Here is a 25,998-nt window from a genome sequence, read left to right as displayed (position 1 = left end):
GCGGTCTTTCGTCATGCTAGATTGGCTGGGAGCGCATTCTAGCATCGGCCGCAGGCCGGGGGAGGTCACATGGTGATGGTCTGGCTACAGGTGCTGTGGGTAGGACTGGGGGTATTGCTGGCCTTTGGCCTGTTGTTCTGGGTGGTCTACTGGTATGTGCAGGACATTACCCAGAAACGCCATACGGTGCTGCGCAATTACCCGGTGATCGGCCATCTGCGCTACTTCTTCGAGCGCCTGGGGGAATATTTCCGCCAGTATTTCTTCCTTAACGACCGGGAAGAGCGTCCTTTCGACCGGGCTACCCGGCGCTGGGTTTATCGTCTGGCCAAAAACGAAGGGGGCATGCTGGGTTTCGGCTCCACCTACGATTTGCAGCAGACGGGGGCCATCCTTTTCGTCAACGCCCCCTTTCCGGTGCTGGAGGAGGACAAGCTGCCCACCCCGCCCCTGATTATTGGGGAGGGCTGGTGCCAACAGCCTTTCACCGCCCGCTCCCCGTTGAATATCAGCGGCATGAGTTTCGGCGCCATTTCCAAACCGGCGGTGCAGGCCCTGTCCCGGGGCGCAGCCCAGGCCGGGTGCTGGATGGATACGGGGGAAGGGGGCCTGTCTCCCTATCATCTGGAAGGGGGCGGCGACATCATTTTCCAGATTGGCACGGCCAAATACGGCTGCCGCAACGAAGATGGCAGCCTGTCCTTGGAAAAACTGCGCCAGCTGGCCGCCCACGAGACGGTGCGAGCCTTTGAAATCAAGCTTTCCCAGGGGGCCAAGCCAGGCAAGGGGGGCGTTTTGCTGGGGGCTAAGGTGACCCCGGAAATCGCCGCCATTCGGGGCATTGCAGTGGGGCAGGATTCCCTTTCCCCCAACCGGCATCGGGATATCGCCACCATGGACCAGCTATTGGACATGGTGGAGCGGGTGCGGGAGGCGACGGGCAAACCGGTGGGGGTGAAGACCGCCATTGGCGGCTGGGAATTCCTCCATCTCCTGGGGGAAGCGGTGCAGCGCCGGGGCCTACACAGCGCGCCGGATTTTCTTGCCATCGACGGGGGGGAAGGGGGCTCGGGGGCGGCGCCCCAGGCTCTGGCGGACCATATGTCCCTGTCCATCATGGAAGGCCTGCCCCGGGCCGTGGATGCCCTGATGGAGGCGGGTCTGAAGGAGCGCATCCGGGTCATTGCCGCCGGTAAGCTGGTGACCCCGGCCAAGGTGGCCTGGGCCCTGGCCTGCGGGGCGGATTTCGTCAATACGGCCCGGGGCTTCATGTTTGCCCTGGGCTGCATCCAGGCCCTGCGCTGCCACAGCAATACCTGCCCCACGGGTATTACCACCCACGATCCCCGGCTCCAGCGGGGCTTGGTGGTGGAGGATAAGGCGGAGCGGGTGGCCGCCTATTGCCGCAACATGGGCCAGGAAATTGACATGATCGCCCACGCCTGCGGCCTGCACCATGCCCGGGAATTCCGCCGCCAGCATGTGCGCCTGGTCCAGCCCAACGGGGACAGCGTGGCCTTGAGTTCCCTCTACCCCTATCCCCTTACCGTGCCGGTCTAGGGCTTGGCCCGGGGGCGTAGGGCCAGCCAGAGGCCGCTGGCGGCAATTACCACCATCCCAGCGGCGGCGCTCCAGGGGGGCAGATGGTGGAAGAACAGCCAGCCCAGCAGGGTGGCCCAGGCCAGTTGCACGTAGAGAAAAGGGGAAATCACCGAGGCCGGGGCGTAGCGGAAGGCCGCGGTGAGGAGAAAGTGGCCCAGGGCCCCCAGTACCCCGGTGGCGGCGATGAGCCAGGCCTCATTGCCCTGGGGGGCGTGGATGGGGCCGGCCCAGGGCAGGGTCAGGGTCATGGCGAAAAACCCCACCAGAGCGCTGTAGAACAGCATGGTCAGGGTGTTTTCCGTAGCGGAAAGCTGGCGGGTGAACATCTGGTAAAAGGTGTTGCTCACCGCCGCCAGCAGGGCAAAGCCAAGGCCCAGGGCGTTGAACTGGGGGGCGCCGTGACCGGTGGGTAGGGCAATGAGCAGGACTCCGAGAAAGCCGGCGGCGGAGGCCAGCCAGTGGCCCCGATCCACCTTTTCCCCGAGCCAGGGCCCGGCCAGGAGAGCCACCAGCAGGGGAGAGATGTTGATGACCGAAGAGGTTTCCGCCAGGGGCATGGTGCGAAAGGCGGCGATGGCGAAGCAGGTGGTGCCCACCAGCATCAGGGAGCGCAGCACATTGAGGCCGGGCCGGGCGGTGAGCACCAGGCGCCGCCCCATGCGGGGTCCCAGAATGATGGCCATGAGCAGGCCGTGGAGCAGGTAGCGGGCCCAGGCGATGAAGGTCACCGGATAGGTCTTGGCCAGTTGCTTGGTGGTGGCGTCCAGGAGGGCGAAGAAAAACACGGCGGCGAGAATGAGGCAGACGCCGCGCAGGGGCTTGGAAGAGGTCATGGGTCGGGGAGATACCCCGGCATCCGGTGCCGGGGCTGGTTTTAATTATGGGTGCTGCGCTGGGGGCTGGGGCCCCTGGTGCTGGAGTTAGCGGGGGCCGGACAGCCAGCGGTTGAAGACCCGGCGGGCTTCATCCCCCGTTTCCCCGGCGGTGAGGCCCGCCGGGCCGATGTTACGCCGTACCAGGGCATCCCCCGCCTTGCCGTGGAGATACACGGCGGCCAGCAGGGCGGCTTCTGCCTCCCAGCCCTGGGCCAGGAAGGCCACGGTGAGGCCGGTGAGCACGTCCCCTTGGCCCGCGGAGGCCATACCCGGGTTGCCGCTGGTGTTGATCCACCAACGGCCGTCCGGGGCGGCTACCACCGTGCCCACCCCTTTCAGGGCCACCCAGGCATTGAGCCGGGCGGCCAGGGAGCGGGCGGCGCCGATCCGGTCCTGCTGGATTTCCGCCACGCCGCAGCTTTCCAGCCGGGCTGCTTCCGCCGGATGGGGGGTCATCAGGGTGGGGGCCTGGCGGGCGGCGCAGGCGGCGGCCAGGGGCTCGTCTTCCGCCAGGAGATTGAGGGCATCCGCATCCAGCACCAGGGGCAGGTCCGTGGCCACTGCCTTTTCCACCCAGGGCTGGGCGGCGGGGGCCATGGACAGGCCCGGGCCACAGGCTAGGGCGGTGAGGGGGGCGGCAAAAAGAGCTTCCGGACTGCGCAGCATGAGCTCGGGCTGGGCCGGGTCGAAAGCCGGACGACTGGGGGCCAGGAGGCCCAGATAGACCCGCCCGGCGCCTAGTTTGAGGGCGGCCCGGCCAGCCAGGATGGCCGCTCCCACCATGCTTTCCCCGCCCCCCAGAATGCCCACGGAGCCGTAGCTGCCCTTGTGGCTGTTGGCCTGGCGGGGATGGAGGCGATGGGCGAACAGATCTCGGGCGATACTCCGGCCCGAGGGGGCGGTAATGGCTTCCGGATTCAGTTCCAGACTATCCACCTCCAGCCGCCCCACCTGATCCGGCCCGTCCAGGGTGAGCAAGCCCGGCTTGGCGGCGATGAAGGTGAGGGTGTGGCTGGCCCGGATGGCGGCGCCCCGCAGTACGCCTCGGTCGCTGTCCAGGCCCGAGGGGCAGTCCAGGGCCAGGAGGGGGCAGGCGTGCTGCTCCGCCAGGGTATTGGCACTCTCAATCAGGCGGGCATGGTCCCCTTCTATGGCCCGGCCCAGGCCGATGCCGAACAGGCCATCCACAATCAGCCCCCAGTGCTGACCCTGGGGAATGGTGCCTAGGGGGCGCACGCCGGCTTCCTTGCTGCGGGCCAGGGCGGCCGCCGCCTGGGCTGGCAGGTTGGCCTCCGGGGCGCTCAACACCAGGCGCACGTCCTGGCCCTGGGCTACTAAATGGCAGGCTACTTCGCAGGCATCGCCACCGTTGTTGCCCGGCCCGGCCAGAATCAGGATCGGCCGTCCGGGTAAGGCCAGCTTGGCCGCCAGCTTGGCGGCGGCCTGACCAGCCCGCTGCATGAGGGGAAGTTCCCGGGCCGCCTGTTCGATTTGGCGCAACTCCCGGGACAGGTAAAGGGGGAGGGAGTTTTGAGTGTTCATAGGGACCTATTGTAATCGGCCCGGTGGCGGAGGGGGATGGGGGCCGTGGAAGGGCGGGGGTGGGATTTTTCCTGTGACGGGACTTTAAAATATGCTAAAAGTAGCGGTCGGAAATCCCGGGAGAGATAGGGCCTACGCCACAGGCCTATGGGGCATTTTCCGCCGGCGACAAAAAATGGAACATAATTGACAAATGCATAAATCGGGAGCCCTTTCGCTGTTGGTGCTGGCCCTGTCTTCCCTGGCCCATGGGGCAGAGGGAGACGGGGGTGGATTGTCCGAGGAGGATCTGCTGGCGGATGTGCCTACGGTGCTCACCGCTTCCCGCCTGGAGCAACCGGTGAGTGAGGCCCCGGCGGCCATGACCGTGATTGACCGGCAGATGATCCGGGATTCGGGGGCCTGGGATATTACGGATGTGCTGCGTCTGGTGCCCGGCATGTATGTGGGCAACAGTGCGGACAAGGGAGCCTTCGTCCCCAATGCCACGGTGAGTTACCACGGTCTGGCGGATTCCTATTCCCGCCGCATGCAGGTGCTGGTGGACGGCCGTTCCATTTACACCCCCCTGTTCGGCGGCCCCATCTGGAGCGCCCTGCCCGTGACCCTGGATGAAATCGAGCGTATCGAGGTGGTGCGGGGGCCGGCTTCAGCAGCCTATGGGGCCAATTCCTTCCTGGGGGTGATCAATATCATCACCCGCTCTGCCACCGACACCCAGGGCCAGCATGTTTCCCTGGCCGGGGGCACCCCGGGCCTGACCGGTTCCTACCGTTACGGCGGGCGCCAGGGGGATCTGGACTATCGCATTACCCTGGGTTACGTCAAAGATAAAGGGGTGACGGATACCCCGGATCAGGATCCGGGACGGAGTACGGTTTATCCCCGGCACGACGACAAATACATTAATACCCTGGCCTTCCGGGGGGAATATCAGATCAATGACCTGGATTCCCTGGAAGCCCAGCTGGGGCTGTCTGTGGGTCAATATCAGGCCGGGGTGCGGGAAGACCCGGGTTCGGGCAACTTGAACCCGGAGCGGGAAAACCGCTTGCAGAGTCAGTACGCCATGCTCAAATGGCAGCGTAGCGATGGCCCAGACCGCCAGCTGTCCCTGCGCTTCTACCATAACCGGGATTCCCTGGACATGGACGTTTCCAAGACTGCCTCCATGGACCCGGGCCTAAGCATGCTGCCCCTGCCCGCCCCCTACAACGCCCCCCTATCCAGCTGGGCGGAGCGGGATGATTTCGAGCTGCAACATACCTTTGCCCCCACGGAAAATACCCGCCTGGTGTGGGGCGGCGGTTTCCGTCTGGATCGGGTCAGTGACCGGCTTTACCTGGGCACCTCCGATTCCCGCAATTACCACCAGTCCGACCTGTTCGCCAATCTGGAATGGCGGCCCTGGCACGATCTGGTGATGAACGGGGGCCTCATGGTGGAAAACAACAGCTATAACGGCACCCACGCTTCCCCCCGGCTGGCTGCCAATTACCGCTTTCTGCCCGGCCAGACGGTGCGTCTGGGCCTGAGTAAGGCCACCCATTCCCCGGTGATCCTGGAAGAGGCGGTCCATTCCCAGATTGACTTCACCCCCTGTCCCAGCTTCCTGCATCGGGGCAACACCTGCTCCGCCCTGAGTTTCGGCACCACCCAGGGGCTGGATTCGGAAAATATCTATTCCCGGGAAATCGGCTACCTCTGGGAAATCAACACCCGCAGCAGCCTAGACCTGAAGTATTCCCTGGACCATCTGGACCACCTCATCGAAACCACCCGTTATTTGCCTTCCTCCGTGGATTACATCAATGCCCTGTTTGCCCGACCGGGCAGTGACGCGGGCAAGGCGGTGACCTTCGTGGGGGGCGGGGAGGCGGACGTGCGTTCCCTGGAAGCCCAGCTGAAATGGTATTGGGGAGAGAAAACCCGGATTTACTGGAGCTGGGCCTACACCAAAGTAAATGGCCAGTCCGTGACCGGTAATTTCAATTACGGGGAATCTACCCCCCGCCATACCTCCAATCTGCTGGTGGCCCAGGATCTGGGCACGGATTGGACCTTGAGTCTGTCCCGCTACGATATGGACCGGGTGCGGCCTTTAAGCGACGGGGACGCCCTGCCCGGCTATTTCCGCTGGGACGGCAAGCTGGCTAAGCGTTTCCGGGATACGGTCTTCCGTGGCGAGGTGGCCCTGACCATCCAGAACATGGGCAATCGGGCCTATCAGGAATTTTTCTACGAAAACCAATACAGTCGCCGGGCTTTCCTCAGCCTGACTCTGGATTTTTAGGTTTTTCGTCCATGGTTTTTCCCATCCTCCCCGCCCTTTTGCGCCGCCTGGCCTTTTGTCATATTTTTATGGCATTTTTCCTGGTGTGCCTGGGCGCGCCCCGGGTCTGGGCCGGGGACGGGGTGGCGGTGGTGCTCTCCGACCGGGGGGGCGTGTACGGGGAATTTTTTGATGCCCTGAATGCGGCCCTGGCCCAGTCCGGAGTGCGCCGCTCGGTGAAACTGGCCGGGGTGGCGGGCCAGCACCTGGATGGGGCCGAACTGGGCAACGCAGCCCTGGTGCTGGCGGTGGGGGTGAAGGCGGGACAGGCGGTGAATCACATGGAACTGGGGGTGCCCGTGCTCCATGTGCTGGTGCCCCGCCAGGCCTATGAGCACCTGGAAATGGGGCGGCGCCACGGGGGCCAGTCGGCCATTTACCTGGATCAGCCCCTTAGTCGTCAGCTGGGCCTGATGCGCCTCATCATGCCGGGCAAGCACAAGGTAGCGGTGCTGGTGGGGCCGGATTCCGCTGCCCAGCAGGGCCATTTACGCAGTGCTGCCGCCCACCAGGGGCTGGAGGTCCAGACCGAACAGATCAGTAACGGCGCCGACATTGTGCCGGTGCTGAACCGGCTTCTGCCCCTCTCCGACATGCTCTGGGCCCTGCCGGACAGTATGGTCTACACCCGGGAGACGGCCCGGCCCATTCTGCTCACCACCTACCGGTTCCGCCGCCCTGTGTTTGGTTTTTCCCAGGCCTATGTGGCGGCGGGGGCCCTGGCGGCGGTCTATTCCTCGCCCCAGCATATCGCCCGTCAGGTGGGGGACTGGCTGCGGGCCATGCCCGCCGGGCGGGTGCAGTTGCCCGCCCCCCAGTATCCCGCCTATTTCAACGTGGCGGTGAATCGGAGCGTGGCCCGTTCCCTGGGCCTGGAGGTAGGGGATGAACACAGCCTGGCCGAGGCGCTGGCGAAAGGTGGGGACGGGGAATGACGCCCACCGGCTGGACCATCCGACAAAGGGTGTTGCTCCTGGCCCTGGCCCCGGCGGCGGTGATTGCGGCCCTGTTGACCCTGTATTACGCCATCAGCGGCCTGGATGTGCTGGACGCCCAGCTGCGCCAGCGGGGCCAGGCCACGGTCCGTTATTTGGCGCCGGCCTGTGAATATGGGGTGATTGCGGGGGACCGGGCGGGGCTGCAAGCCCTGGCTCAGGCCGCCATGCAGCAATCCGATGTGCGGGCGGTGATGGTACTGGACATGGAAGGCCAGCCCATGGCCCTGAGCGGCCGGGCTACCCAGAGCCCCAATCAGGTGGCCTCCCAGGGCCGGGGCGGTCTGCTCCAGTCCCAGGGGAAGGGCTGGATCGGCTTTGCCGCCCCCATCCGCCGGGCGGAGGTGGCCCTGGACGACCTGGATCTGAGCGCCCCCACCGGGGCCCGGTCCGCCGGGACGGAAGCGGGGGGGGAACGGATCGGCGTGGCCTACGTGGAAATCGGCACGGACGGTCTGGCGGCCCAGAAACACCGTTTTCTGCTTCGGGCCGTGCTGCTGTTTGTGCTGGTCATGGGGGCCACCAGCCTCTTCGCCCTGCGGGTGGCCCGCTCCTTTTCCCGCCCCGTGAGCCGCTTGGTGGGGGCGGTGCGGGCCATGGCCGCCGGTTCCCTGGAAACCCGGGTGCCCAACGTGTCGGAAGGGGAACTGGGGCAACTGGAACAGGGCTTTAATCACATGGCGGAGCGGCTGGAAAATAACTACCACATCCAGCAGGAGCGGATTGCCGCCGCTACCACCCAGCTGGCCTACCAGGCCAGCCATGATCCCCTCACCGGTCTGGTCAATCGGCGGGAATTCGAGCGGCGCATTCTGGAAGTGCTGGCCACCGCTTCCCCGGATAATTCCCATGTGCTCTGCTACCTGGATTTGGACCGCTTCAAGGCGGTGAATGACACCTGCGGCCACGGGGCCGGGGACGAGCTCTTGCGCCAGATTACCCGCCTGCTCCAGGAGCGTCTGCGGGAGGGGGATGTGCTGGGGCGCTTGGGGGGCGACGAATTCGGCATTCTCCTGGAAAACTGCCCGGTGTCGGACGCCCTCCAGGTGGCGGAAAACCTCCGCTGTCTGGTCCAGGATTTCCGCTTCCAGTGGAACCAGCAGCTCTTTTCCATCGGCGCCAGCATTGGCCTGGTGGCCCTGGATGGCACCCTGGGCACCCTGGAGGAGGTGCTCTCGGCGGTGGATAACGCCTGTTACGCCGCCAAGGCCCAGGGCCGCAACCGGGTGGTCCAGTTCCAGCTGGACGGGCGGGAACTGATGCAGCGTCAGGCCGACATGGGCTGGGCCAGCCGCTTGCAGCGGGGTTTCCAGGAAAACCGCTTTCTCCTTTTCGCCCAGTCCCTGGTGCCCCTGCAAGGAGCCCAGACCGGAGATCTGCGTTACGAAGTTTTCCCCTGCCTGCTGGAGGATGGGGGAACGGTGATTCCGGCCGCCGCTTTTCTGCCCTCCGCCGAGCGCTTTGAATTGCTGGCCCCCCTGGACCGGTGGCTGATCGAGGCCGCCTGCACCGGGCTGGAGCGGCTACAGGCCCGCTTCCCCGGGCGCCGGGCCTGCTGCTGCATCAACCTTTCCCTGCAAAGCCTGGAACAGACCCAGCTGCTCACCTTCATCCGGGAACGGCTTACCAGCCACGGTCTGGAGGCGGACCAGCTGTGCTTTGAAATCAGCGAAGACCTGGTGGGTCGGGATGGCCCCCGGGTGCGGGATTTTGCCGCCCAGGTCCGGGGCCTGGGTTGCCAACTGGCCCTGGACGACTTCGGCTCCGGCCTCTCCTCCTTTGCTTACCTGAAGGAATTGCCCCTCTCCTGGGTCAAGCTGGACGCCAAGCTGACCCGGGAACTGAACACCAATCCCATCAGCAGCAGCCTGATCCGGGCCGTCCAGTCCATCTGCCGGACCCTGGGGCTCCAGGTGGTGGCGACCCGGGTGGAGGGGGAGGGCACCTTCCTGGCCTTGCAGGACGAAGGGGTGGATTGGGGCCAGGGCGACTGGTTCGGCCCGGCTCGGCTTTTCGACGACTGGCTTGTGGATCTGGAAGGGCCGGGGCGGGACGGCAGCAGCGCCGCCTGAATCCGGCCCCGGGGCGCCGGGGGATGGCGCTCGGATGGGGGCGGGCCCGGGGAAGCTGGTGGGGCGGGGGGCGGGGAGGCCGGGTATAATCTTCCCTTTTCGCTCCTCCTTCTCCCAAGATTTCCATGGCCGATATCCTTTTCCTGCGGGGGGCTCCCGCCTTTTCCGCTTTCCGTCTGCAACGCCTGCAAGCCCGCCTGACCCAGGCCGTGCCTTCCCTGGCCGCCCTCCAGGCCGAATACTGGCATTTCGTTCAGCTCGACCAGCCCCTGACGGAAGGGACCCGGGCCCAGCTCGGGCGGCTCCTGGAAGAACGGGCAACCGAGGCCAAGGGGCGGGGCGACCTGTTCCTGGTCACGCCCCGGGTGGGCACCATTTCCCCCTGGTCCTCCAAAGCCACGGACATTGCGGTGAACGCGGGTCTCACCGGGGTGGGGCGCATCGAACGGGGGATCGCCTATTACTTTCAGGCCAAGGCCAAGTACGTCTTTACGGAAGGGGAGCGGCGCCAGCTGGCGGCCCTGATCCATGACCGGATGACCGAGTCGGTGCTGGAAGATTTTGCCCGCACCGCCGACCTGTTCCAGGATTTCGACCCCCGTCCCCTGGCCTCCGTGGATGTACTGGCCGGTGGCCGGGACGCCTTGGTGCGGGCCAACGGGGATCTGGGTCTGGCCCTCTCCGAGGACGAAATCGATTACCTGCTGGACATCTACCGCAAGGCGGGGCGCAATCCCACGGACGTGGAACTGATGATGTTCGCCCAGGCCAATTCGGAACACTGCCGCCACAAGATTTTCAACGCCTCCTGGGTGGTGGATGGGGAAGCCCGTCCGGAAACCCTGTTCGGCATGATCCGCAGCACCCACCAGGCCCATCCCCAGGGCACGGTGGTGGCCTATTCGGACAATTCCTCCATTATCGAAGGGGCCGCCGTGCCCCGCTTCTACCCGGATGGGGAAGGCCATTACCGCTATCGGGAAGAGCTGACCCATATCCTGGCCAAGGTGGAAACCCACAACCATCCCACCGCCATTTCCCCCTTCCCCGGCGCCGCCACCGGCTCCGGTGGGGAAATTCGGGACGAGGGGGCCACGGGCCGGGGCTCCAAGCCCAAGGCTGGGCTCTGCGGTTTCACCGTTTCCAACCTGCTCCTGCCCGATGCCCAGCGTCCTTGGGAACAGACCGTGGGCAAGCCTTCCCGCATCGCCTCCGCCCTCTCCATCATGCTGGAAGGGCCCATCGGCGCGGCGGCTTTCAATAACGAATTTGGCCGCCCCAACCTGACCGGCTACTTCCGTACCTATGAGGAAAATCTGGGCACGGAGGTGCGGGGCTATCACAAGCCCATCATGATCGCCGGGGGCCTGGGCAACATCGCCGCCGGCCAGTCCCACAAGGCGGAGGTATTCCCCGCCGGCACCCTGCTTATCCAGCTGGGGGGACCGGGCATGCTCATCGGCCTGGGGGGCGGTGCCGCCTCCTCCATGGCCACCGGCGCCAATGCGGAAGACCTGGACTTCGCCTCCGTGCAGCGGGGCAATCCGGAAATCCAGCGCCGTGCCCAGGAGGTGATCGACCGTTGCTGGCAGCTGGGCACGCCCCGGCTGGACCCGGCCACCCCGGGGGACGGCAATCCCGTTCTCTCCATCCACGACGTGGGGGCCGGGGGCCTTTCCAATGCCTTCCCGGAACTGGCGGATTCGGGCCAGTGTGGCGCCCTCTTCGATCTGCGGGCGGTGCCCGTGGAAGAGGCGGGCATGAGCCCGGCGGAAATCTGGAGCAACGAATCCCAGGAACGCTACGTACTGGCCGTGCCTCCCACCCGACTGGAAGAATTCCGCGCCCTCTGCGAACGGGAACGCTGTCCCTTCGCCGTGGTGGGGGTGGCCACGGATGACGGCCGTCTGCGGGTGAAGGACGAACTGCTGGGGGCCGATCCGGTGGATATGGACATGGAAGCCCTGCTGGGCAAGCCCCCCCGCATGACCCGGGACGCCCAGCATCAGCTCCCCGTTACCCTGGCCTTCGACCCCACGGGGGTAGATCTGAAAGAAGCGGCCTACCGGGTGCTGCAACTGCCCGCCGTGGCGGACAAGACCTTCCTTATTACCATCGGCGACCGGTCCGTGGGCGGCATGACCGCCCGGGATCAGATGGTAGGCCCCTGGCAGGTGCCCGTGGCCGATGTGGCGGTGACCCTCATGGGTTACCAGGGCTATCAGGGCGAAGCCTTCGCCATGGGGGAACGGACCCCGGTGGCCGTGGTGGATGCTCCCGCCTCCGGCCGCATGGCCGTGGGGGAAGCCATCACCAATCTGGCCGCCGCTCCGGTGGCGGATCTGGGCCAGGTGAAGCTCTCCGCCAACTGGATGGCCGCCGCCGGTTACCCCGGGGAAGATGCCCGTCTTTTCGACACCGTGGGGGCGGTCAGCGAACTGTGCCGCCAGGTGGGCCTGTCCATCCCGGTGGGCAAGGACTCCCTGTCCATGCGTACCGCCTGGGAAGGGGAGGGGACCAAGCATCAGGTGGTGTCTCCCCTGTCCCTCATCGTCACCGCCTTTGCGCCCAGCCCGGACGTGCGTCGTACCCTGACCCCGGTGCTGCAACTGGATCAGGGGGAAACGGAACTGGTCCTCATCGACCTGTCCGCTGGACAAAACCGCCTGGGGGGCTCGGCCCTGGCCCAGGTGTACAACGCCACTGGGGACGAGGCTCCGGATTTGGACGAACCCGCCCGTCTGGCGGCCTTCTTCAAGGTAATCCAGTCCCTGAACCAGGAGGGCAAGCTGCTGGCCTACCATGACCGCTCCGACGGTGGTCTGTTCGCCGCCGCCTGCGAAATGGCCTTCGCCTCCCGCTGCGGGGTGAGTCTGAACATGGACATTCTCACCTACGACACCCTGATGAACGACGTGGATGGCTACGAAAAGCAGCCCGACGTGCTGGGGGGCCGTTCCCACGAACGGCTGGTGAAGGCCCTGTTCAACGAAGAACTGGGGGCCCTGATCCAGATTCGCCGGGAGCAGCGGGACGAAGTCTGCCAGGCCCTGCGGGACGCCGGCTTGGGCGCCTGCTACGCCCTGGTGGGCTATCCCAACGATCGGGACCATATCCGGGTGATCCGCAACGCCAAGGCGGTGATTTCCGAAAGCCGGGTGGACCTGCAACGGGCCTGGTCCGAAACCTCCTTTCGGCTCCAGTCCCTGCGGGACAATCCGGCCTGTGCCCAGGAAGAATACGACCGGCTGCTGGATACCCAGGACACGGGGCTGTCCGCCCAGCTGGACTTCGATCCCGCCGAGGACGTGGCCGCGCCCTTCATTGCCACCGGGGCCCGGCCCCGGGTGGCGATCCTGCGGGAGCAGGGGGTGAATAGCCATACGGAAATGGCTGCCGCCTTTGACCGGGCCGGCTTTGCCGCCGTGGATGTGCATATGAGCGACATCCTGGGGGGCCGGGTGGATCTGGCCGACTTCAAGGGAGCCGTGGCCTGCGGCGGCTTCTCCTACGGGGATGTGTTGGGGGCCGGCCAGGGCTGGGCCAAGACCATTCTCTTCAACGCCCGGGCCCGGGACCAGTTTGCCGCCTTCTTTGGCCGCCAGGACACCTTCGCCCTGGGGGTCTGCAATGGCTGTCAGATGATGAGCGCCCTGAAGGAAGTGATTCCCGGGGCCGACCACTGGCCCGCCCTGAAGCGCAACACGGTGGAGCAGTTCGAGGCCCGCTTTGTCATGGCCGAGGTCACCCCGTCTCCCTCCCTGTTCTTCGCTGGCATGGCCGGTTCCCGTATGCCCATCGTGGTTTCCCACGGGGAAGGTCGGGCCGAGTTCGCCTCGGCGGAAGATCAGGCCCGGGCCCTGGTGGCCCTGCGCTACGTGGATCACCAAGGTCAGGCCACGGAAGCCTATCCCTACAACCCCAACGGTTCCCCCGCCGGGGTGACGGGCTTTACCACGGCGGATGGCCGCTTCACCATCATGATGCCCCATCCGGAACGGGTCTTCCGTACCGTCCAGATGTCCTGGCACCCCGCGGGTTGGGGCGAAGACAGTCCCTGGATGCGCATGTTCCGCAACGCCCGGGTGTGGGTGGGTTAATCCCTTTCTTCCCCGTCCCGAAAAACCCCGATATGCATCGGGGTTTTTTTATGGGCCCAGGGGGGTAATAATTGGGCCCGCCGGGGAATGCCTCGGGTAGAATCAAGAAAAACACATCGCATATATACCGCGAGGGAGGAAAGCCATGGCGTTTATGCCCTGGACCCAGGACCTGGAATTGGGCCTGGCTGAGATTGACCGCCAGCACCACTGGCTGGTGGATTTAACCAACGCTCTGTACGACGAAATTTCCCGCCCCGACCCCCGGCCCCAGGTGGTGGGGCAGGTACTGGAAGGCCTGGTGGATTACACCTATAACCACTTTGTGGCGGAAGAGGTGCTGCTCCTCCAGTACGGCTATCCGGAAACGGAAGACCACAGGGCGGAGCACGACGCCTTCACCTCCACCGCCACCAAGCTTCTCCTGCGTTTCGAGGCGGGGGAAAGGGTGGGGCAGGAAGCCCTGGAATTTTTGAAGCAATGGCTGGTGCACCACATTTGCCAGGTGGATCGGGCCTACGCCCCCTTCCTCAAGGCCCAGGGCGTCAAATAAGGCCCAGAGCCGTTCTTGTGGGTAAAGGGCCTTCCCCGGGGCTTAGGGGGTGGGGAAGCCGGGCTTGCGGCGTTCGATGAAAAAGGAACTGCCCGCCTGTTTTTTCGCCTGTTTCTTGGCCTGGGCCGCCGCTGCCGCGATGTCGTGATGGGAGGCGTAGAGCCCGGGTTCCACCCGTAAGGCGCCGATGGACAGGCTGGGCAGGGGATTGAAGACCCGGCGTCCCTTCCGGTCCTCCCCGATAAAGCCGCCCCGAGCCATGTCCGGGGCATCGATCAAGTCCACCAGACAGTCATCAAAGCGCCGCAGAATGCGGGCGCAGCGGCTTTCCCAATCCGGACTCTGGAACAGGACGATGAAATCGTCGCCACCGATGTGGCCGATAAAGTCCAGATGGGGGTCTCCCTCTGCCGTCAGCACATTGCCCAGGAGCTGGATCAGGTCGTCCCCCCGGCGGTAGCCGTAGGCATCGTTGTAGGGCTTGAAGTTATCCACATCGCAGTAGCAGGCGGCGAAAGGGGTGCGGTTTTCCAGCAGCCGCTCCGTGTGTTCGTTGATGGGCACGTTGCCCGGCAACTGGGTCAGGGGATTGGCGTAGCGGGCGGCGGAGATTTGCATTTCCGTAATCAGGGCCATCAGGTCCTGACCGCTGCCCACCCCCAAATAGGCGCCGTCTGCGATGACGATGAAGCCATCGTAGAGATTGTGCTGGGCGGCCCGGGAAATGAGCAGGCCCACCTCCTGGACCGACAGGTCCTGATCCACGATCAGGGGGGTGGGGTCCATGAACAGGGTGCAGGCCTTGCGTCCGTACAGCTCCCGCCGGTAGGGCCGGGCGAAGCGGTCGATCAGGTTGTGCCGGTTGATGAGGCCCAGGGGCTGGCCGTTGCACACCACGGGCAGAACGTGGAGCTGGGGGTCCTGTTCAAAGCGTTGATACACCGCGTCATTCAGGGTTTCCGGGGAAATGGGCTGGATGGGCTGGGCCAGGTGGCGGGCGGTCTTGGCTCCGTGACCATGGGTGCCCTTGGGAAAAACCGCGATATGCCGGTCCCGCAGGGCATTCAGGGCCTCCAGGGGCGGCTGGCTGGCCGGGGCTGGATGGGGGCGGGCGATGAAAAAGCCCTGGCCGCAGGCAATGCCCAGATCCCGCACCGTGGCGAAATCCTCCTCCGTTTCAATGCCCTCGGCGATGATGAAGGCGCCGCAGGCTTCCGCCAGTTCGTGCATGGAACGGACCAGCTGGAATTTGAGCCCGTCCTGGGCGATGCCGGCGATGAAGTGCCGGTCAATTTTTACGTATTCCGGGCGCAGTTCCGACCACATGCGCAGATTGGAAAAGCCTTCCCCCAGGTCGTCGATGGCCACCTGGTAGCCCTGGCCCCGGTAATACTGGAGGGCGTCGTGAATTTCCCCGAAATCCTCGATCTGCTCGTTTTCCGTAATTTCGATAATGATGCGGGAAGGGCTCAAGCCCAGGTCCCGGAGCAGGCCCATGGTCCGGCCATTGCGGAAGGCCGGGTCCTGGAGACAGCCCGGGCTGGCGTTGATAAACAGTTTGCCGGCCAGTTGGAGTTCGGCAAAGCGGCGGAATATGGCTTCCCGGCAGGCCCGTTCCAGGGCCATGGTGAGCTGGTGGCGGCGGGCCGCCTCGAACAGGGCCAGGGGCATGTGCCAGGGGCTGTCCTGGGGACCCCGGATCAGGCCTTCATAGCCGATATAGGTGTGGGAGCGGTAGTCCAGGATGGGCTGGAACACCGGAGTGAGGGCGTCTCCATCGATCAGGGCTTGCAGGGCATGGGCCTCATCCATGGGATCACTATCCTCTTTGAGAAAACTGGAAGCGAGACGTTGAATCAATGGGGCGGCGGTCATGGGCGCGGGCGACCGAAAACAGGGCCTCAGACTATAAGGGGGGGAGGTTACAGGGACGTGAAGCGTCGCCATCCTGGCCGGTGGACAAAAAAAGGGGAAGGCCAAGCCTTCCCCTTTCTGGGTGTGGAAAACTGGAGTGCCGGATTAATTCACCCGAGCCTTAGCCCGCAGGTTTTGCACCATTTGTTCCACCAGTTGTTGCTGGGCCCGTTGTTGCAGCTGGGGCTTCACTTGGTCGAAGCTGGGGGGCGTCAGGGGACGGGTGTCTTCCAGTTCAATCACGTGCCAGCCGAATTCGCTCTTCACCGGCGTGTCGGTGAATTGGCCCTTCTTCAGTTGCACCAGGGCATCGGCAAAGGGCTTCACGTAGCTGGCCGGAGTGCTCCAGCCCAGATCGCCGCCCTTGTCCTTGGAGCCCGGGTCCTTGGACTGCTTGGCCAGGTCGTCGAACTTTTCGCCCTTCTTCAGCTTGGCGATGATGGCTTGGGCATCCGCCTCGTTTTCCACCAGGATGTGGCGGGCCTTGTATTCCGTGCCGCCCAGCTTGGCCGTAATGGCCTCATAGTCTTTTTGCAGTTGGGTGTCGCTCACCGGATGGGTGCGCAGATAGTCCTGAATGTAGGCACGGATCAGCACGGCCTGGGAGGCCAGGGCCATTTGGGAGGTGACAGCCGGATTCTTTTCCAGACCTTGGCGGCGGGCTTCCTGGCTGAGGATTTCCCGGCGGATCAGTTCTTCTTTGACCGCGTTGCGCAGTTGGGGCGAGTCCTGGGTGCCTTGGGCTTTTTGTTCGTTGATGAAGGACTCAGCGTAAGACTCGGGAATGGCCACGCCATTGACCGTGGCCACAGCCGGGCCTTTGGCACTCTTGCCAGCGGCGAAGACGGGAGCGGAGGCCAGAACGCCGGCCAGCAGAGCAACGGCCAGCTTGGATGCGCTATGCATGGATGATCCTTTTATAAAAGGGTGTTGAGGAAAGGGTGATTATAGCGAAGCTTCTTCCGGTGTCATGGCCTTTATGGCAAGCGCATGAACCGGTCCTTGCAGCAATTCCCCCAGGGCCGTATAGACGAGCCGGTGCCGGGCCAGGGTGGAAAGCCCGGCGAAGGCGGGGGAAACAATTTCCAGACGAAAGTGGCCGCCGCCGTTGTGGGCATGACCCGCATGGCGGGCCGATTCGTCCTGGAGTTCCAGATGGGTGGGGGTCAGGGCGGCCAGCCGGTCCTGAATCTGGGCCAGCAGAGCCGCCTTGGCGGCGTCCCCGGTCATGCGGGAAAAACCTGGCGGAAGGGTTTCACCGTGACCGCCTGATAGACTCCGGCGGCCACGTAGGGGTCCTGATCCGCCCAGGCCTGGGCGGCTTCCAGGGAAGGGAACTCTCCCACCACCAGACTGCCGGTAAAGCCTGCCGGGCCCGGGTCCGGGCTATCGATGGCCGGGCAGGGGCCGGCCAGGATCAGCCGGCCTTCGTCCTGTAGCACCTGGAGACGGGCCAGGTGGGCCGGTCGGGCTTCCAGGCGCAGGGCCAGGGAACCGGGCCGGTCTTCACTGATAATGGCGTAGAGCATCAGGATTTTTCCTCCTGTTCCTTGAGGTAGGGAGCCAGCATGAGCCCTTGTAGCAGGGTGAAAACCAGCATCAGGCCCATGCCGCCAAAGAGTTTGAAATTGACCCAGGTATCCAGGGAATAGTGGAAGGCCACGTAGAGATTGGCCGCCCCCATGAAGGCGAAAAAGCCGCCCCAGGCCAGATTCATCTTGTGCCAGGCGGCCGGAGGCAGCTGGATCTTTTCCCCCAGCATGGCGCCCATGGGATTGCGTCCCATAAACAGGGTGGAAAACAGCAGAATGGCGGCGAACAGCCAGTAAAGCACCGTGGGCTTCCATTTGATGAAGGTTTCGTCGTGGAGCAGCAGGGTGGCGCCGCCGAACACCAGAATAATCACCAGGCTCACCCAGAGCATGCCATCTACCTTGCGTCCGTGGAATTTGACCCAGGCGATCTGGGCAATAGAGGCCAGGATGGCGGCGCTGGTGGCGGCGTAGATGCCGCCGAATTTGAAGGCGACGAAAAAGAGCAGAACGGGGAAAAAGTCGAATAGAAACTTCATGGCAAAACCTGGCAAAGGGGACGGTGATTATGGCCCCTTTTCCTGACCACTGTCCATGCGCCCCCACCCGGAAAAGCCCGACGGGCCGCGCCTGTGGGGGCAGCCCAGGGCGCCCGGATGGCGCTCCCCGGAGCAGAGGCGAAATGCTAGGATGGGCGCCTGTCCCCTTTGGGCGGCGGCCCGCCCCGTCCCGTTTTCAGGCCAACCATGGACGCCCCTTCCTTTCGCCGACGTTTTTTCCCCAACCGTCTCAGTGCCCAGATCGCCCTGCTGGTGTCCCTGTTGTTTATGGCCACCGTGTTCGGCTACACCTGGTACACCGCTGGGGAACAGGCGGCCATGGCCCGGCAGGCGACCCTGGAGCAAAGCCGGGCCATGGCCCGGGATCTGAGCCGGTTGCTGGACGCTCTGCCCCAGGACATGGATGGGGCGGCCCTCCTGAGCCGGGCCGTGCAGAGCCCGGAACTCATGTCCCTGGCCCTGGTGGGGGCAGATGGCCGGGTGCGCACGGGCACCTGGGCCCGGGGGCAAGCCACCTCCCGGCTGACGCCGCCTGCCGGACGGGGGGACCAGGAAGAAGATCGGGGGGGCGCCCTGGTGCTCTGGCAGCCCCTGGCCGCCGGCGCCGGCTGGCTACGTCTGGAAGTCAGCCTGGAGCGGGTCACCGCCCTCCAGGCCCACATTTGGCGGGATAGCGTGGTGGCCGCCCTGGCGGCCCTGGTGGGCAGCAACGGTCTGCTATTCCTCTTCCTCGCCCGGCCGTTGCAGGCCCTGGATCGGGCGACGGAATTTGCCGCCCGCCTGGAAGACCGGCGGGGCGACCGGCTCCCCGACTATCGGGGCAATGTGGAAATCCAGCGTCTGGTGGCGACCCTGAACCGGGTTTCCCGGCGCCTGAAGGACCAGGAAGACACCATTGAGGAAAATAACCGCTTTCTCACCAGTGTCACGGACACCCTGGGGGAAGGGGTGGTGGCCACGGACGGAGAAGGGCGCTGTACCTTTGTGAACGGGGAGGCGGCCCGGCTCCTGGGCTGGCCCCGGGAGGCCCTCCTGGGGCAGAACTTTCACGATAAGGTGCATTTCCAGACCGCCACGGGCCTGCCCCTGGCCCAGGCGGATTGCCCCCTCCATGGCCCGGCTGCCGCCGGACACGCCTATCGCTCCGATCTGGACGCCTTTACCCGGCAGGACGGCAGTATTTTTCCCGTCTCCCTGGTGTCCGTGCCCCTCCTGGAAGGGGACCGGCCCCATGGAGCGGTGCTGGCCTTCCAGGACATTACGGAGCGGAAGCGGGACGAGGATTTCCTCCTGGCTACCACCTCCCGCCTTTCCGCTCTCATCGAGAGTATGCAGGTGGGCATTCTGGTGGAGGATGAAAACCGCCAGATTGTCCTGGCCAATCAGGCCCTGGGGGAATTGTTCCGCCTGGAGGTGAATCCCCAAGAGTTGATCGGCGCGGACAGCCGCCGGGTTCAGGCTCATCTCTGGCCCCTGTTTCAGGACGGGGAAGGTCACGGGGCCCGGGTGGAGGCGGTGGTGGCCGCCCGCCGTCCCGTGGTGGGGGAGGAAATCCGCCTCAAGGATGGCCGCATTCTGGAGCGGGACTGCATCCCCATTTTCCTCTTTCCCCTGGTGGCCCAGCCCGAGGATTACCGGGGCCATCTCTGGCTCTTCCGGGACATTACCGGACGCAAGCAGGAGGCGGCGGAACTGCATCAGGCCAAGGAGCAGGCCGAACTGGCCAATCGGGCCAAGGGGGAATTTCTGGCCAACATGAGCCACGAAATCCGCACCCCCATGAACGGCATTCTGGGCATGACCGACCTGGCCCTGGAGACGGAACTGAGCCCGGAGCAGCGGGAATACCTGGAGATGGTCAAATCCTCCGCCGATGCCCTGCTGGGCATCATCAACGACATCCTGGATTTTTCCAAGATCGAGGCGGGCAAGATGGAGGTGGAAAAAATTCCCTTCCCCCTTCGCCCCCTGGTCATGGATACCCTGAAGCTTCAGGCCCTGCGGGCCGAAGACCGGGGCCTGGAACTGGTGGCGGATCTGGACCCGGCCCTGGGGGAACAGTACCGGGGCGATCCGGGGCGCCTGCGCCAGGTGCTTCTCAATCTGGTGGGCAATGCCATCAAATTCACCCACCGGGGCCATATCCGGGTTTCCGTGGCGCCGGACCGGGAGCAGCCGGATTGTCTCCATTTCGCTGTGGCGGACACCGGCATTGGCATTGCGCCGGACAAGCAGGCCCTGATTTTCGACGCCTTTTCCCAGGCCGACAGCTCGGTCACCCGGCGCTTTGGCGGCACCGGCCTGGGGCTGGCCATCTGCGCCCGGCTGGCCGGGCTCATGGGGGGACGGCTGTGGGTGGAAAGCGAAGTGGGGAAGGGCAGTGTCTTCCACTGCACCGCCCGTCTGGAAGCCCTGCCCGGGGCTGGTCCCACTTTCCCCGCCCTGGCGGGGGCGACCCTGTTGCTGGTGGATGACAACCCGGCCACCCGGCAAGCCCTGGAAAACTCCCTGAGCCATTGGGGCGTGGCCGTCACTGCCCTGGCTGACGGGGGGGATGCCCTGGTGGAGCTAGCCCAGGCCCGCAGTCGGGAACAGCCCTATGCCCTGGTGCTGGCGGATGGGGACATGCCCCTGCCCGACGGTTTTGCCCTGGTGGAAGCCCTGGCCCGGGATGGGGCCCACCCGGAACGCACGGTGATGATGCTGCCCGCCGCCCGGCTGGCCCGGGACGGGGAACGCTGTCGCCAGCTGGGGGTGGATGCCTACCTCTGCAAACCCGTTTCCCCCTTCGACCTGGGCCAGGCCCTATGCCTGGCCCTGAGCGGGGAAAGCGCCCCGGCCCGGCCCGATCCGGCCGCTTCCCTGCGGGCGGCCCAGGCCTGGGGCCGTTCCCTCAAGGTGCTGGTGGCGGAAGACAATCCGGTGAATCAGCGTCTGGTGGCCCTGCTCCTGGAAAAGGCCGGGCACCGGCCTGTGCTGGTGGACAATGGCCGGGAGGCGGTGGCCGCGGTGGCCCGGGAGGATTACGATCTGGTGCTCATGGACATGCAGATGCCGGAAATGGACGGCCTGGAAGCCACCCGCCGCATCCGCCGGGAAGAAGCCATCCGGGGCGTTACGGCGCCCCTGCCCATTGTGGCCATGACCGCCAACGCCATGGCTTCTGACCGGGAACAGTGCCTGGCGGCGGGCATGGACGGCTATCTGGCCAAGCCCCTGCGCCAGGCGGATTTTTTTGCGGTCATTCAGTCCTGTGTGCCGCCCGAGGCGGGCTTGCCCCGGACGGCGGAGGAAGAAAGGGAAGCCATGATGCCAACGGTTGTTTCCGGGGAGGTGGAAAACTCGATCCCCTCCTCTCCGGCCCATCCCTCTGCCCCTGGGGCTCCCTCCGGGAAATCGGCGGCGTGGGAAGGGGCACCCCCGGCGGACCGTCAGGCAGCCCTGGCCCGCCTGGAAGGGGATGCCCAGCTTCTGGATACCCTGGTGCAGATGTTTGCCACTAACGTGCCCGGCCACTGCCAGCGGCTGGAAGACGCTCTGGCCCAGGGGGCCTGGGAGGCCTTGTCCCGGGAAGCCCATACGGTGAAAGGCCTGCTGGCCACTTTTTCCGCCGACGCCGGGGCCGCCCTGGCCCTGAGCCTGGAACGCCTGGCCCGGGATACCCCCGCCGGCGCCCCCGCCCCGGATCAGGCCCGGGAACTGGTCACCGCCCTCTGTGCCACCACCCGGGCGGTGGCCGAGTATTTGGGCCAGGGAGCCTGATTCCAAATGCCGACCCAGACCCAGGACCCAACCCTTACGGCTTGCCCGGAATGCGATCTGCTCGTCCGTGATCAGAGCGATGGGGCCAAGCCGCCCTACAGCAGCCTCTGCCCCCGGTGCGGGGCCCTGCTTTACCGGCGTGACCGCCATGGGCTGGAGCACACCCTGGCCCTGGCCTGGGCCGCCCTGGTGGTGCTCATCATCGCCAATGCTTTTCCCGTGGTGGGCATGAAAATACAGGGGCAGCGCATCGACACCACCATCATTGGGGCGGCGCTCCAGCTCTGGCGGGACGATATGCCGGAGGTGTCCCTCCTGGTGCTGGCCACCACCACCGTCATGCCCCTCCTGGAAATCCTTGGGGTCATCTGGCTCATGCAGCCCCTTTTGCTTGGCCGGCGCCCCCCGGGCTTTGCCCCCGTGTTCCGGGCCATGCAGGCCGCCCATCCCTGGGCCATGGTGGAGGTGTTTATCCTGGGCATACTGGTGGCCCTGGTGAAACTCTCCCACCTGGCGGACGTGCTGCCCGGCCCGGCCATGCTGGGGTTTGGGGTGCTGATGCTACTACTCACTACCATGACCTCCCTCATGGAGCCCCGGGATATCTGGCAGGCCTGGGAGGAAGCTCGGCCATGAGTGACGTGCAAGCCGCTTCCCTGGGCAAGGCCCTCTGTCCCACCTGCGGATTGCTGGGTGCCCCCGCCGAAAGCCCGGTCTGCCGCCGCTGCGGCACGCCCCTCCATTTTCGCAAGCCCCGGAGCCTGGAACGGGCCTGGGCCCTGCTCATTGCAGCCTACGTGCTCTATCTGCCCGCCAATCTGCTGCCCATTATGGAAACCCGTTCCATGTTTGGCGTGCAGCGGGACACCATCATGAGCGGGGTGGTTTATCTCTGGGGCAGTGGTTCCTGGGTGCTGGCCCTGGTGGTTTTTATCGCCAGCATTGCGGTGCCCCTGCTGAAACTGGTTTCCCTCACCCTGCTCCTGATCAGCGTCCAGGGCCGCTGGCGGCGGCAGACCCAGCCCCGCACTAAGCTTTATCGCTTTCTCGAATTAATCGGCCGCTGGTCCATGCTGGATGTTTATGTGGTGACCATCCTGGTCGCCCTGGTGCAAATCCAGACCCTGGCTTCCATTCGCCCCGGCAGCGGCGTCATCGCCTTTGCCGCCGTAGTCGTCCTCAGTATGCTGGCCACCATGGCCTTTGAACCGCGCCTGATCTGGGACGCGGCCCATTCCCCCGCCGCCAAGGAACCCCTGCCGTGAGTCAAGACCTCCCGGAGACCAAGATCGTCTCCCGCTTCCATTCCCCCATCAGCCTGATCTGGATCGTGCCCCTGGTGGCCGTGCTGATCGGCGCCGGGCTGGCCATTAGCGCGGTGCTCCAGCGGGGCCCGGTAATCGAGCTGCAATTCGCCTCGGCGGAAGGGCTGGAGGCCAATAAGACCAAGCTCAAGTACAAGGACGTGGATATTGGCACGGTCTCCGCCATCGCCCTTTCCGACGACCGGCGGGCCGTCAAGGTCACCGTCCAGATGGACAAGCAGGCCCAGCCCCTGCTGGTGGAGGACAGCCGCTTCTGGGTAGTGCGTCCCCGCATTGCCGCTGGCGGGGTATCCGGCATGAGCACCCTGCTATCCGGCGCCTATATCGCCCTGGACCCGGGTAAATCCCCCGAGGCCCGGCGCCACTTCGTCGGCCTGGAAACCCCGCCCCTGGTGGTGGGGGACATGCCCGGGCGCCAGTTTGTCCTGGGGGCGGAAGACCTGGGTTCCCTGGATATCGGCGCTCCCCTGTATTTCCGCCACATTCCCGTGGGCAAGGTGGTGGGCTACGCCCTGCGCCCGGACGGCAAGGGGGTAGATGTGCGGGTGTTCGTGGATGCGCCCTATGACCACTTCGTCACCGGGGCGACCCGTTTCTGGCACGCCAGCGGCATTGACCTCTCCGTGGGGGCGGACGGCATGAAGCTGGAAATGCAGTCCTTGCTCTCCGTGGTGGCCGGGGGCATCGCCTTTGCCGGTGGCGACCCAGGGGAGGCGGAAGCCCCCTCCGAGTCCCGCTTTACCCTGTTTGCCGACCAGACGGCGGCCTTCCGGGTGCCGGACAGCGTGGTGCAGAAGTACGTTCTGTTCTTTAACGAATCGGTACGGGGCCTCACCGTGGGCGCCCCGGTGGACTTCCGGGGCTTCCTGGCCGGGGAAGTGTCCCGCATCGACGTGGATTTCAATCGGAGTTCCAAGGATGTGGCCATGGCCGTGGAAATCAACCTCTATCCGGCCCGCTTTACCGGCAAGGGACATTACCGCCCCACGGAACTCCCCAGCCGCCAGGTGATCCGCAAGATGCTGGAGGACATGGTGGCCAAGGGCTTCCGCGCCCAGCTGCGCACCGGCAACCTGCTCACCGGCCAGCGCTACGTGGCCCTGGATTACTTCCCCAAGGCCAAGGCCGGGCGCATTAACTGGAACGGCCCCATTCCCGAACTGCCCACCCAGCCCGGTAGCCTGGATTCCCTCCAGGAACAGCTGCTGGCCGTGGTGGAATCCTTGCAGGGCACCCTGAAACGCACGGATCAGCTGATCAAGCACGTGGATGGGGACGTGGTGCCCGAACTGGCCCCCACCCTGCGGGATGCCCGCAAGACCCTGGACCGGGCCAACGCCGTGCTGGACAAAGACTCCCCGGCCCAGAGCGAACTGCGGGATGCCCTGCGGGAAGTGGGGCGGGCCGCCACGGCGGTGCGCAATCTGTCCGACATGCTGGAACAGCAGCCCCAAGCCCTCATTACCGGAAAGAAGCCCAACCCATGAAAAGCGCCGCCCACCTGGTTTGCCTGGCCCTGCTCACCACCCTGGGGGCCTGCGCCAGCGCGCCCCCCACCCGCTACGTCACCCTGGCGGATGACCGGGCGCCCCAGGCCGGAACCGCCACCACCCCCGCCATCGCCGTGGTCCGGGCCAATGTGCCCGAACTCATCGACCGGCCCCAGCTGGTACTGCGCCAGGACCCCAATCACGTAGTCTTAAGCGACCAATACCGCTGGGCCGAACCCCTGCGCCAGGCAATCCCCCGCCTCATCGCCCAGGACCTGGGCCAAATACTCAATTCCCGCCGGGTCGCCGCCGTCCTGCCGGACGACGCGGGCTTCCCCCTGGACTACAAACTCACCCTAGAAGTCCAGCAGCTGGACGCCCTGGTGGGCCAGGGCGTGGATGTGGACGTGCTCTGGCGCCTGGAAGCCCCCAACGGCAAATCCCTCACCGGCCGCAGCACCTTCCGCCAGCCCCTGGCCGGCACCCCGGAAGATCCTCTGACCCTAGTCGCCGCCCAGCGCCAGGCTTTGCGCCGGGTAGCGGGGGAGATTGGGAAGGCGGTTAGGGGGAGGGGAAGCGCTGAGGGGCGTTGATCAATTGATCAAGGGACTAGGAGGCGAGAATGGCCCAACGCTCATGATCGCGCCACCGATTGCCGATCTTGAGGTAGCGCGGTGAGTACCCCTCCTGAGCAAAACCACAGGCCTTAACCAGGGCGATAGACGCAACATTGCTTGGTTGAATGTTGGCTTCAAGGCGATGGAGTTTGAGCTGGGTGAAAGCGTGGCGCACCACCGCACGCAAGCCGCTGCCCATAAACCCTTGGCCCTCGAAGCCAGCAAAGGCGTAGTAACCCAGATAGCCGCTGCGAAATACGCGAAGCACAATGTTGGTGAGATTAATTACCCCTGCAATCTGCCCAGAGTTGGCAGCACAAACCAGGAAAGCCGCATTTTCTGGTTGAGACATGCGCTCCAGATAGTCGCGAAACGCTTCTGGTGTGGATGGCGCGGACACCCAGGGCCGGTGCAATGCCCGGCTGGCTTTTGCGAGCGCTAAGAACTCGTCTTGGTCGGCAAGGGTGGGGGAGCGAAGCAGAATACGGGGCATGGCTGTCCTAAAGATTGGGTTTTTTGTTGATACGGAAGCAGAAACGTTGGGAATAAACTGAGTGGGGATAGCCTATAGATAATGCTGGGCTAGAGGTGAGCAGGGGCGGCCCGTGGTTATTTTGTTCGAAAGCGGTTGTAATGCTATTGGCAATATTTGAGCGCTTTTAGGGGGGGCGAATACAGGGTGACAGTATCAAGAAATATATATTTAAAATAGCCTATTTTATTAATG

At 65.0% G+C, this 25,998-nt stretch carries 19 protein-coding genes; 11 read left to right on the top strand and 8 right to left on the bottom strand.

The window, feature by feature from the left end; all coding sequences use genetic code 11:
* The first annotated feature begins 69 nt into the window (after positions 1-69).
* Entirely contained in the window at positions 70-1,560 is a 1,491-nt protein-coding gene (locus Azoinq_RS01770; RefSeq protein ID WP_216127301.1) for an FMN-binding glutamate synthase family protein, read from the top strand.
* On the opposite strand, the gene Azoinq_RS01765 is transcribed toward Azoinq_RS01770, so the two are convergent.
* Together Azoinq_RS01765 and Azoinq_RS01760 are read right to left on the bottom strand one after the other, a co-directional pair.
* Positions 1,557-2,435, bottom strand: a complete 879-nt coding sequence (locus Azoinq_RS01765) for a DMT family transporter (protein ID WP_216127304.1) — start codon at positions 2,433-2,435, stop codon at positions 1,557-1,559. The genes Azoinq_RS01770 and Azoinq_RS01765 overlap by 4 nt on opposite strands.
* A gap of 87 nt (positions 2,436-2,522) precedes the next feature.
* The gene (locus Azoinq_RS01760) at positions 2,523-4,019 is read right to left on the bottom strand and encodes an NAD(P)H-hydrate dehydratase (RefSeq protein ID WP_216127307.1); all 1,497 of its coding nucleotides are present in this window, start codon (positions 4,017-4,019) and stop codon (positions 2,523-2,525) included.
* A gap of 193 nt (positions 4,020-4,212) precedes the next feature.
* On the opposite strand from Azoinq_RS01760, the gene Azoinq_RS01755 reads away from it, so the two are divergent.
* The 5 genes from Azoinq_RS01755 to Azoinq_RS01735 all read left to right on the top strand — a co-directional run bounded on the left by Azoinq_RS01755 (position 4,213) and on the right by Azoinq_RS01735 (position 14,071).
* On the top strand, positions 4,213-6,312 hold the full coding sequence (locus tag Azoinq_RS01755) for a TonB-dependent receptor plug domain-containing protein (protein ID WP_216127310.1): 2,100 nt from the start codon (positions 4,213-4,215) through the stop codon (positions 6,310-6,312).
* 68 nt (positions 6,313-6,380) lie between these two features.
* A complete protein-coding gene (locus Azoinq_RS01750; RefSeq protein ID WP_216127313.1) occupies positions 6,381-7,286 on the top strand; it encodes an ABC transporter substrate-binding protein in 906 nt (301 codons plus the stop codon).
* Positions 7,283-9,418 (top strand): putative bifunctional diguanylate cyclase/phosphodiesterase, encoded by a 2,136-nt coding sequence (locus Azoinq_RS01745; protein WP_216127316.1) that lies wholly within the window; start codon positions 7,283-7,285, stop codon positions 9,416-9,418. The genes Azoinq_RS01750 and Azoinq_RS01745 overlap by 4 nt, the downstream gene beginning before the upstream one ends.
* Positions 9,419-9,543: 125 nt before the next feature.
* Positions 9,544-13,518 (top strand): phosphoribosylformylglycinamidine synthase, encoded by a 3,975-nt coding sequence (purL, locus tag Azoinq_RS01740; RefSeq protein WP_216127320.1) that lies wholly within the window; start codon positions 9,544-9,546, stop codon positions 13,516-13,518.
* 145 nt (positions 13,519-13,663) lie between these two features.
* Positions 13,664-14,071, top strand: a complete 408-nt coding sequence (locus tag Azoinq_RS01735) for a bacteriohemerythrin (protein WP_216127322.1) — start codon at positions 13,664-13,666, stop codon at positions 14,069-14,071.
* 42 nt (positions 14,072-14,113) lie between these two features.
* Here the strand turns inward: Azoinq_RS01735 and Azoinq_RS01730 are convergent, their stop codons facing one another.
* The 5 genes from Azoinq_RS01730 to Azoinq_RS01710 form a co-directional block, all read right to left on the bottom strand.
* Positions 14,114-15,883, bottom strand: a complete 1,770-nt coding sequence (locus Azoinq_RS01730; protein WP_232368532.1) for a GGDEF domain-containing protein — start codon at positions 15,881-15,883, stop codon at positions 14,114-14,116.
* Between the two features lie 207 nt (positions 15,884-16,090).
* Positions 16,091-16,891 (bottom strand): peptidylprolyl isomerase, encoded by an 801-nt coding sequence (locus Azoinq_RS01725; RefSeq protein WP_216127327.1) that lies wholly within the window; start codon positions 16,889-16,891, stop codon positions 16,091-16,093.
* A gap of 39 nt (positions 16,892-16,930) precedes the next feature.
* Positions 16,931-17,215: a BolA family protein gene (locus Azoinq_RS01720; protein WP_216127330.1), complete on the bottom strand. Its 285-nt coding sequence runs from the start codon at positions 17,213-17,215 to the stop codon at positions 16,931-16,933.
* Complete coding sequence (locus Azoinq_RS01715) at positions 17,212-17,514, bottom strand: YciI family protein (RefSeq protein ID WP_216127333.1); 303 nt, start codon at positions 17,512-17,514, stop codon at positions 17,212-17,214. Before Azoinq_RS01715 ends, Azoinq_RS01720 begins: the two co-directional genes overlap by 4 nt.
* Positions 17,514-18,056, bottom strand: a complete 543-nt coding sequence (locus Azoinq_RS01710) for a septation protein A (RefSeq protein WP_216127336.1) — start codon at positions 18,054-18,056, stop codon at positions 17,514-17,516. Before Azoinq_RS01710 ends, Azoinq_RS01715 begins: the two co-directional genes overlap by 1 nt.
* Positions 18,057-18,263: 207 nt before the next feature.
* Here Azoinq_RS01710 and Azoinq_RS01705 point away from each other — a divergent pair, with 207 nt between their 5' ends.
* From Azoinq_RS01705 to Azoinq_RS01685, 5 genes are read left to right on the top strand one after another with little or no spacing between them, the layout of a single operon-like run.
* On the top strand, positions 18,264-21,839 hold the full coding sequence (locus Azoinq_RS01705) for a hybrid sensor histidine kinase/response regulator (protein ID WP_216127339.1): 3,576 nt from the start codon (positions 18,264-18,266) through the stop codon (positions 21,837-21,839).
* A 6-nt stretch (positions 21,840-21,845) separates the two neighbouring features.
* Positions 21,846-22,475 (top strand): paraquat-inducible protein A, encoded by a 630-nt coding sequence (locus Azoinq_RS01700; protein ID WP_216127342.1) that lies wholly within the window; start codon positions 21,846-21,848, stop codon positions 22,473-22,475.
* Positions 22,472-23,104 (top strand): paraquat-inducible protein A, encoded by a 633-nt coding sequence (locus tag Azoinq_RS01695; RefSeq protein WP_216127345.1) that lies wholly within the window; start codon positions 22,472-22,474, stop codon positions 23,102-23,104. The genes Azoinq_RS01700 and Azoinq_RS01695 overlap by 4 nt, the downstream gene beginning before the upstream one ends.
* Complete coding sequence (locus tag Azoinq_RS01690; RefSeq protein WP_216127348.1) at positions 23,101-24,651, top strand: PqiB family protein; 1,551 nt, start codon at positions 23,101-23,103, stop codon at positions 24,649-24,651. The genes Azoinq_RS01695 and Azoinq_RS01690 overlap by 4 nt, the downstream gene beginning before the upstream one ends.
* A complete protein-coding gene (locus Azoinq_RS01685; protein ID WP_216127351.1) occupies positions 24,648-25,247 on the top strand; it encodes a PqiC family protein in 600 nt (199 codons plus the stop codon). The genes Azoinq_RS01690 and Azoinq_RS01685 overlap by 4 nt, the downstream gene beginning before the upstream one ends.
* Positions 25,248-25,263: 16 nt before the next feature.
* On the opposite strand, the gene Azoinq_RS01680 is transcribed toward Azoinq_RS01685, so the two are convergent.
* Positions 25,264-25,764 carry a GNAT family N-acetyltransferase gene (locus Azoinq_RS01680; protein WP_216127363.1) on the bottom strand — a complete coding sequence of 167 codons (501 nt, stop codon included), beginning with the start codon at positions 25,762-25,764 and terminating at the stop codon, positions 25,264-25,266.
* Positions 25,765-25,998 lie beyond the last annotated feature (234 nt).

It is taken from the genome of Azospira inquinata (assembly GCF_018905915.1).
GTDB lineage: Bacteria > Pseudomonadota > Gammaproteobacteria > Burkholderiales > Rhodocyclaceae > Azospira > Azospira inquinata.
Note: the sequence above shows the minus strand (reverse complement) of the source record. Positions and strands in the feature narration are given on the sequence as shown.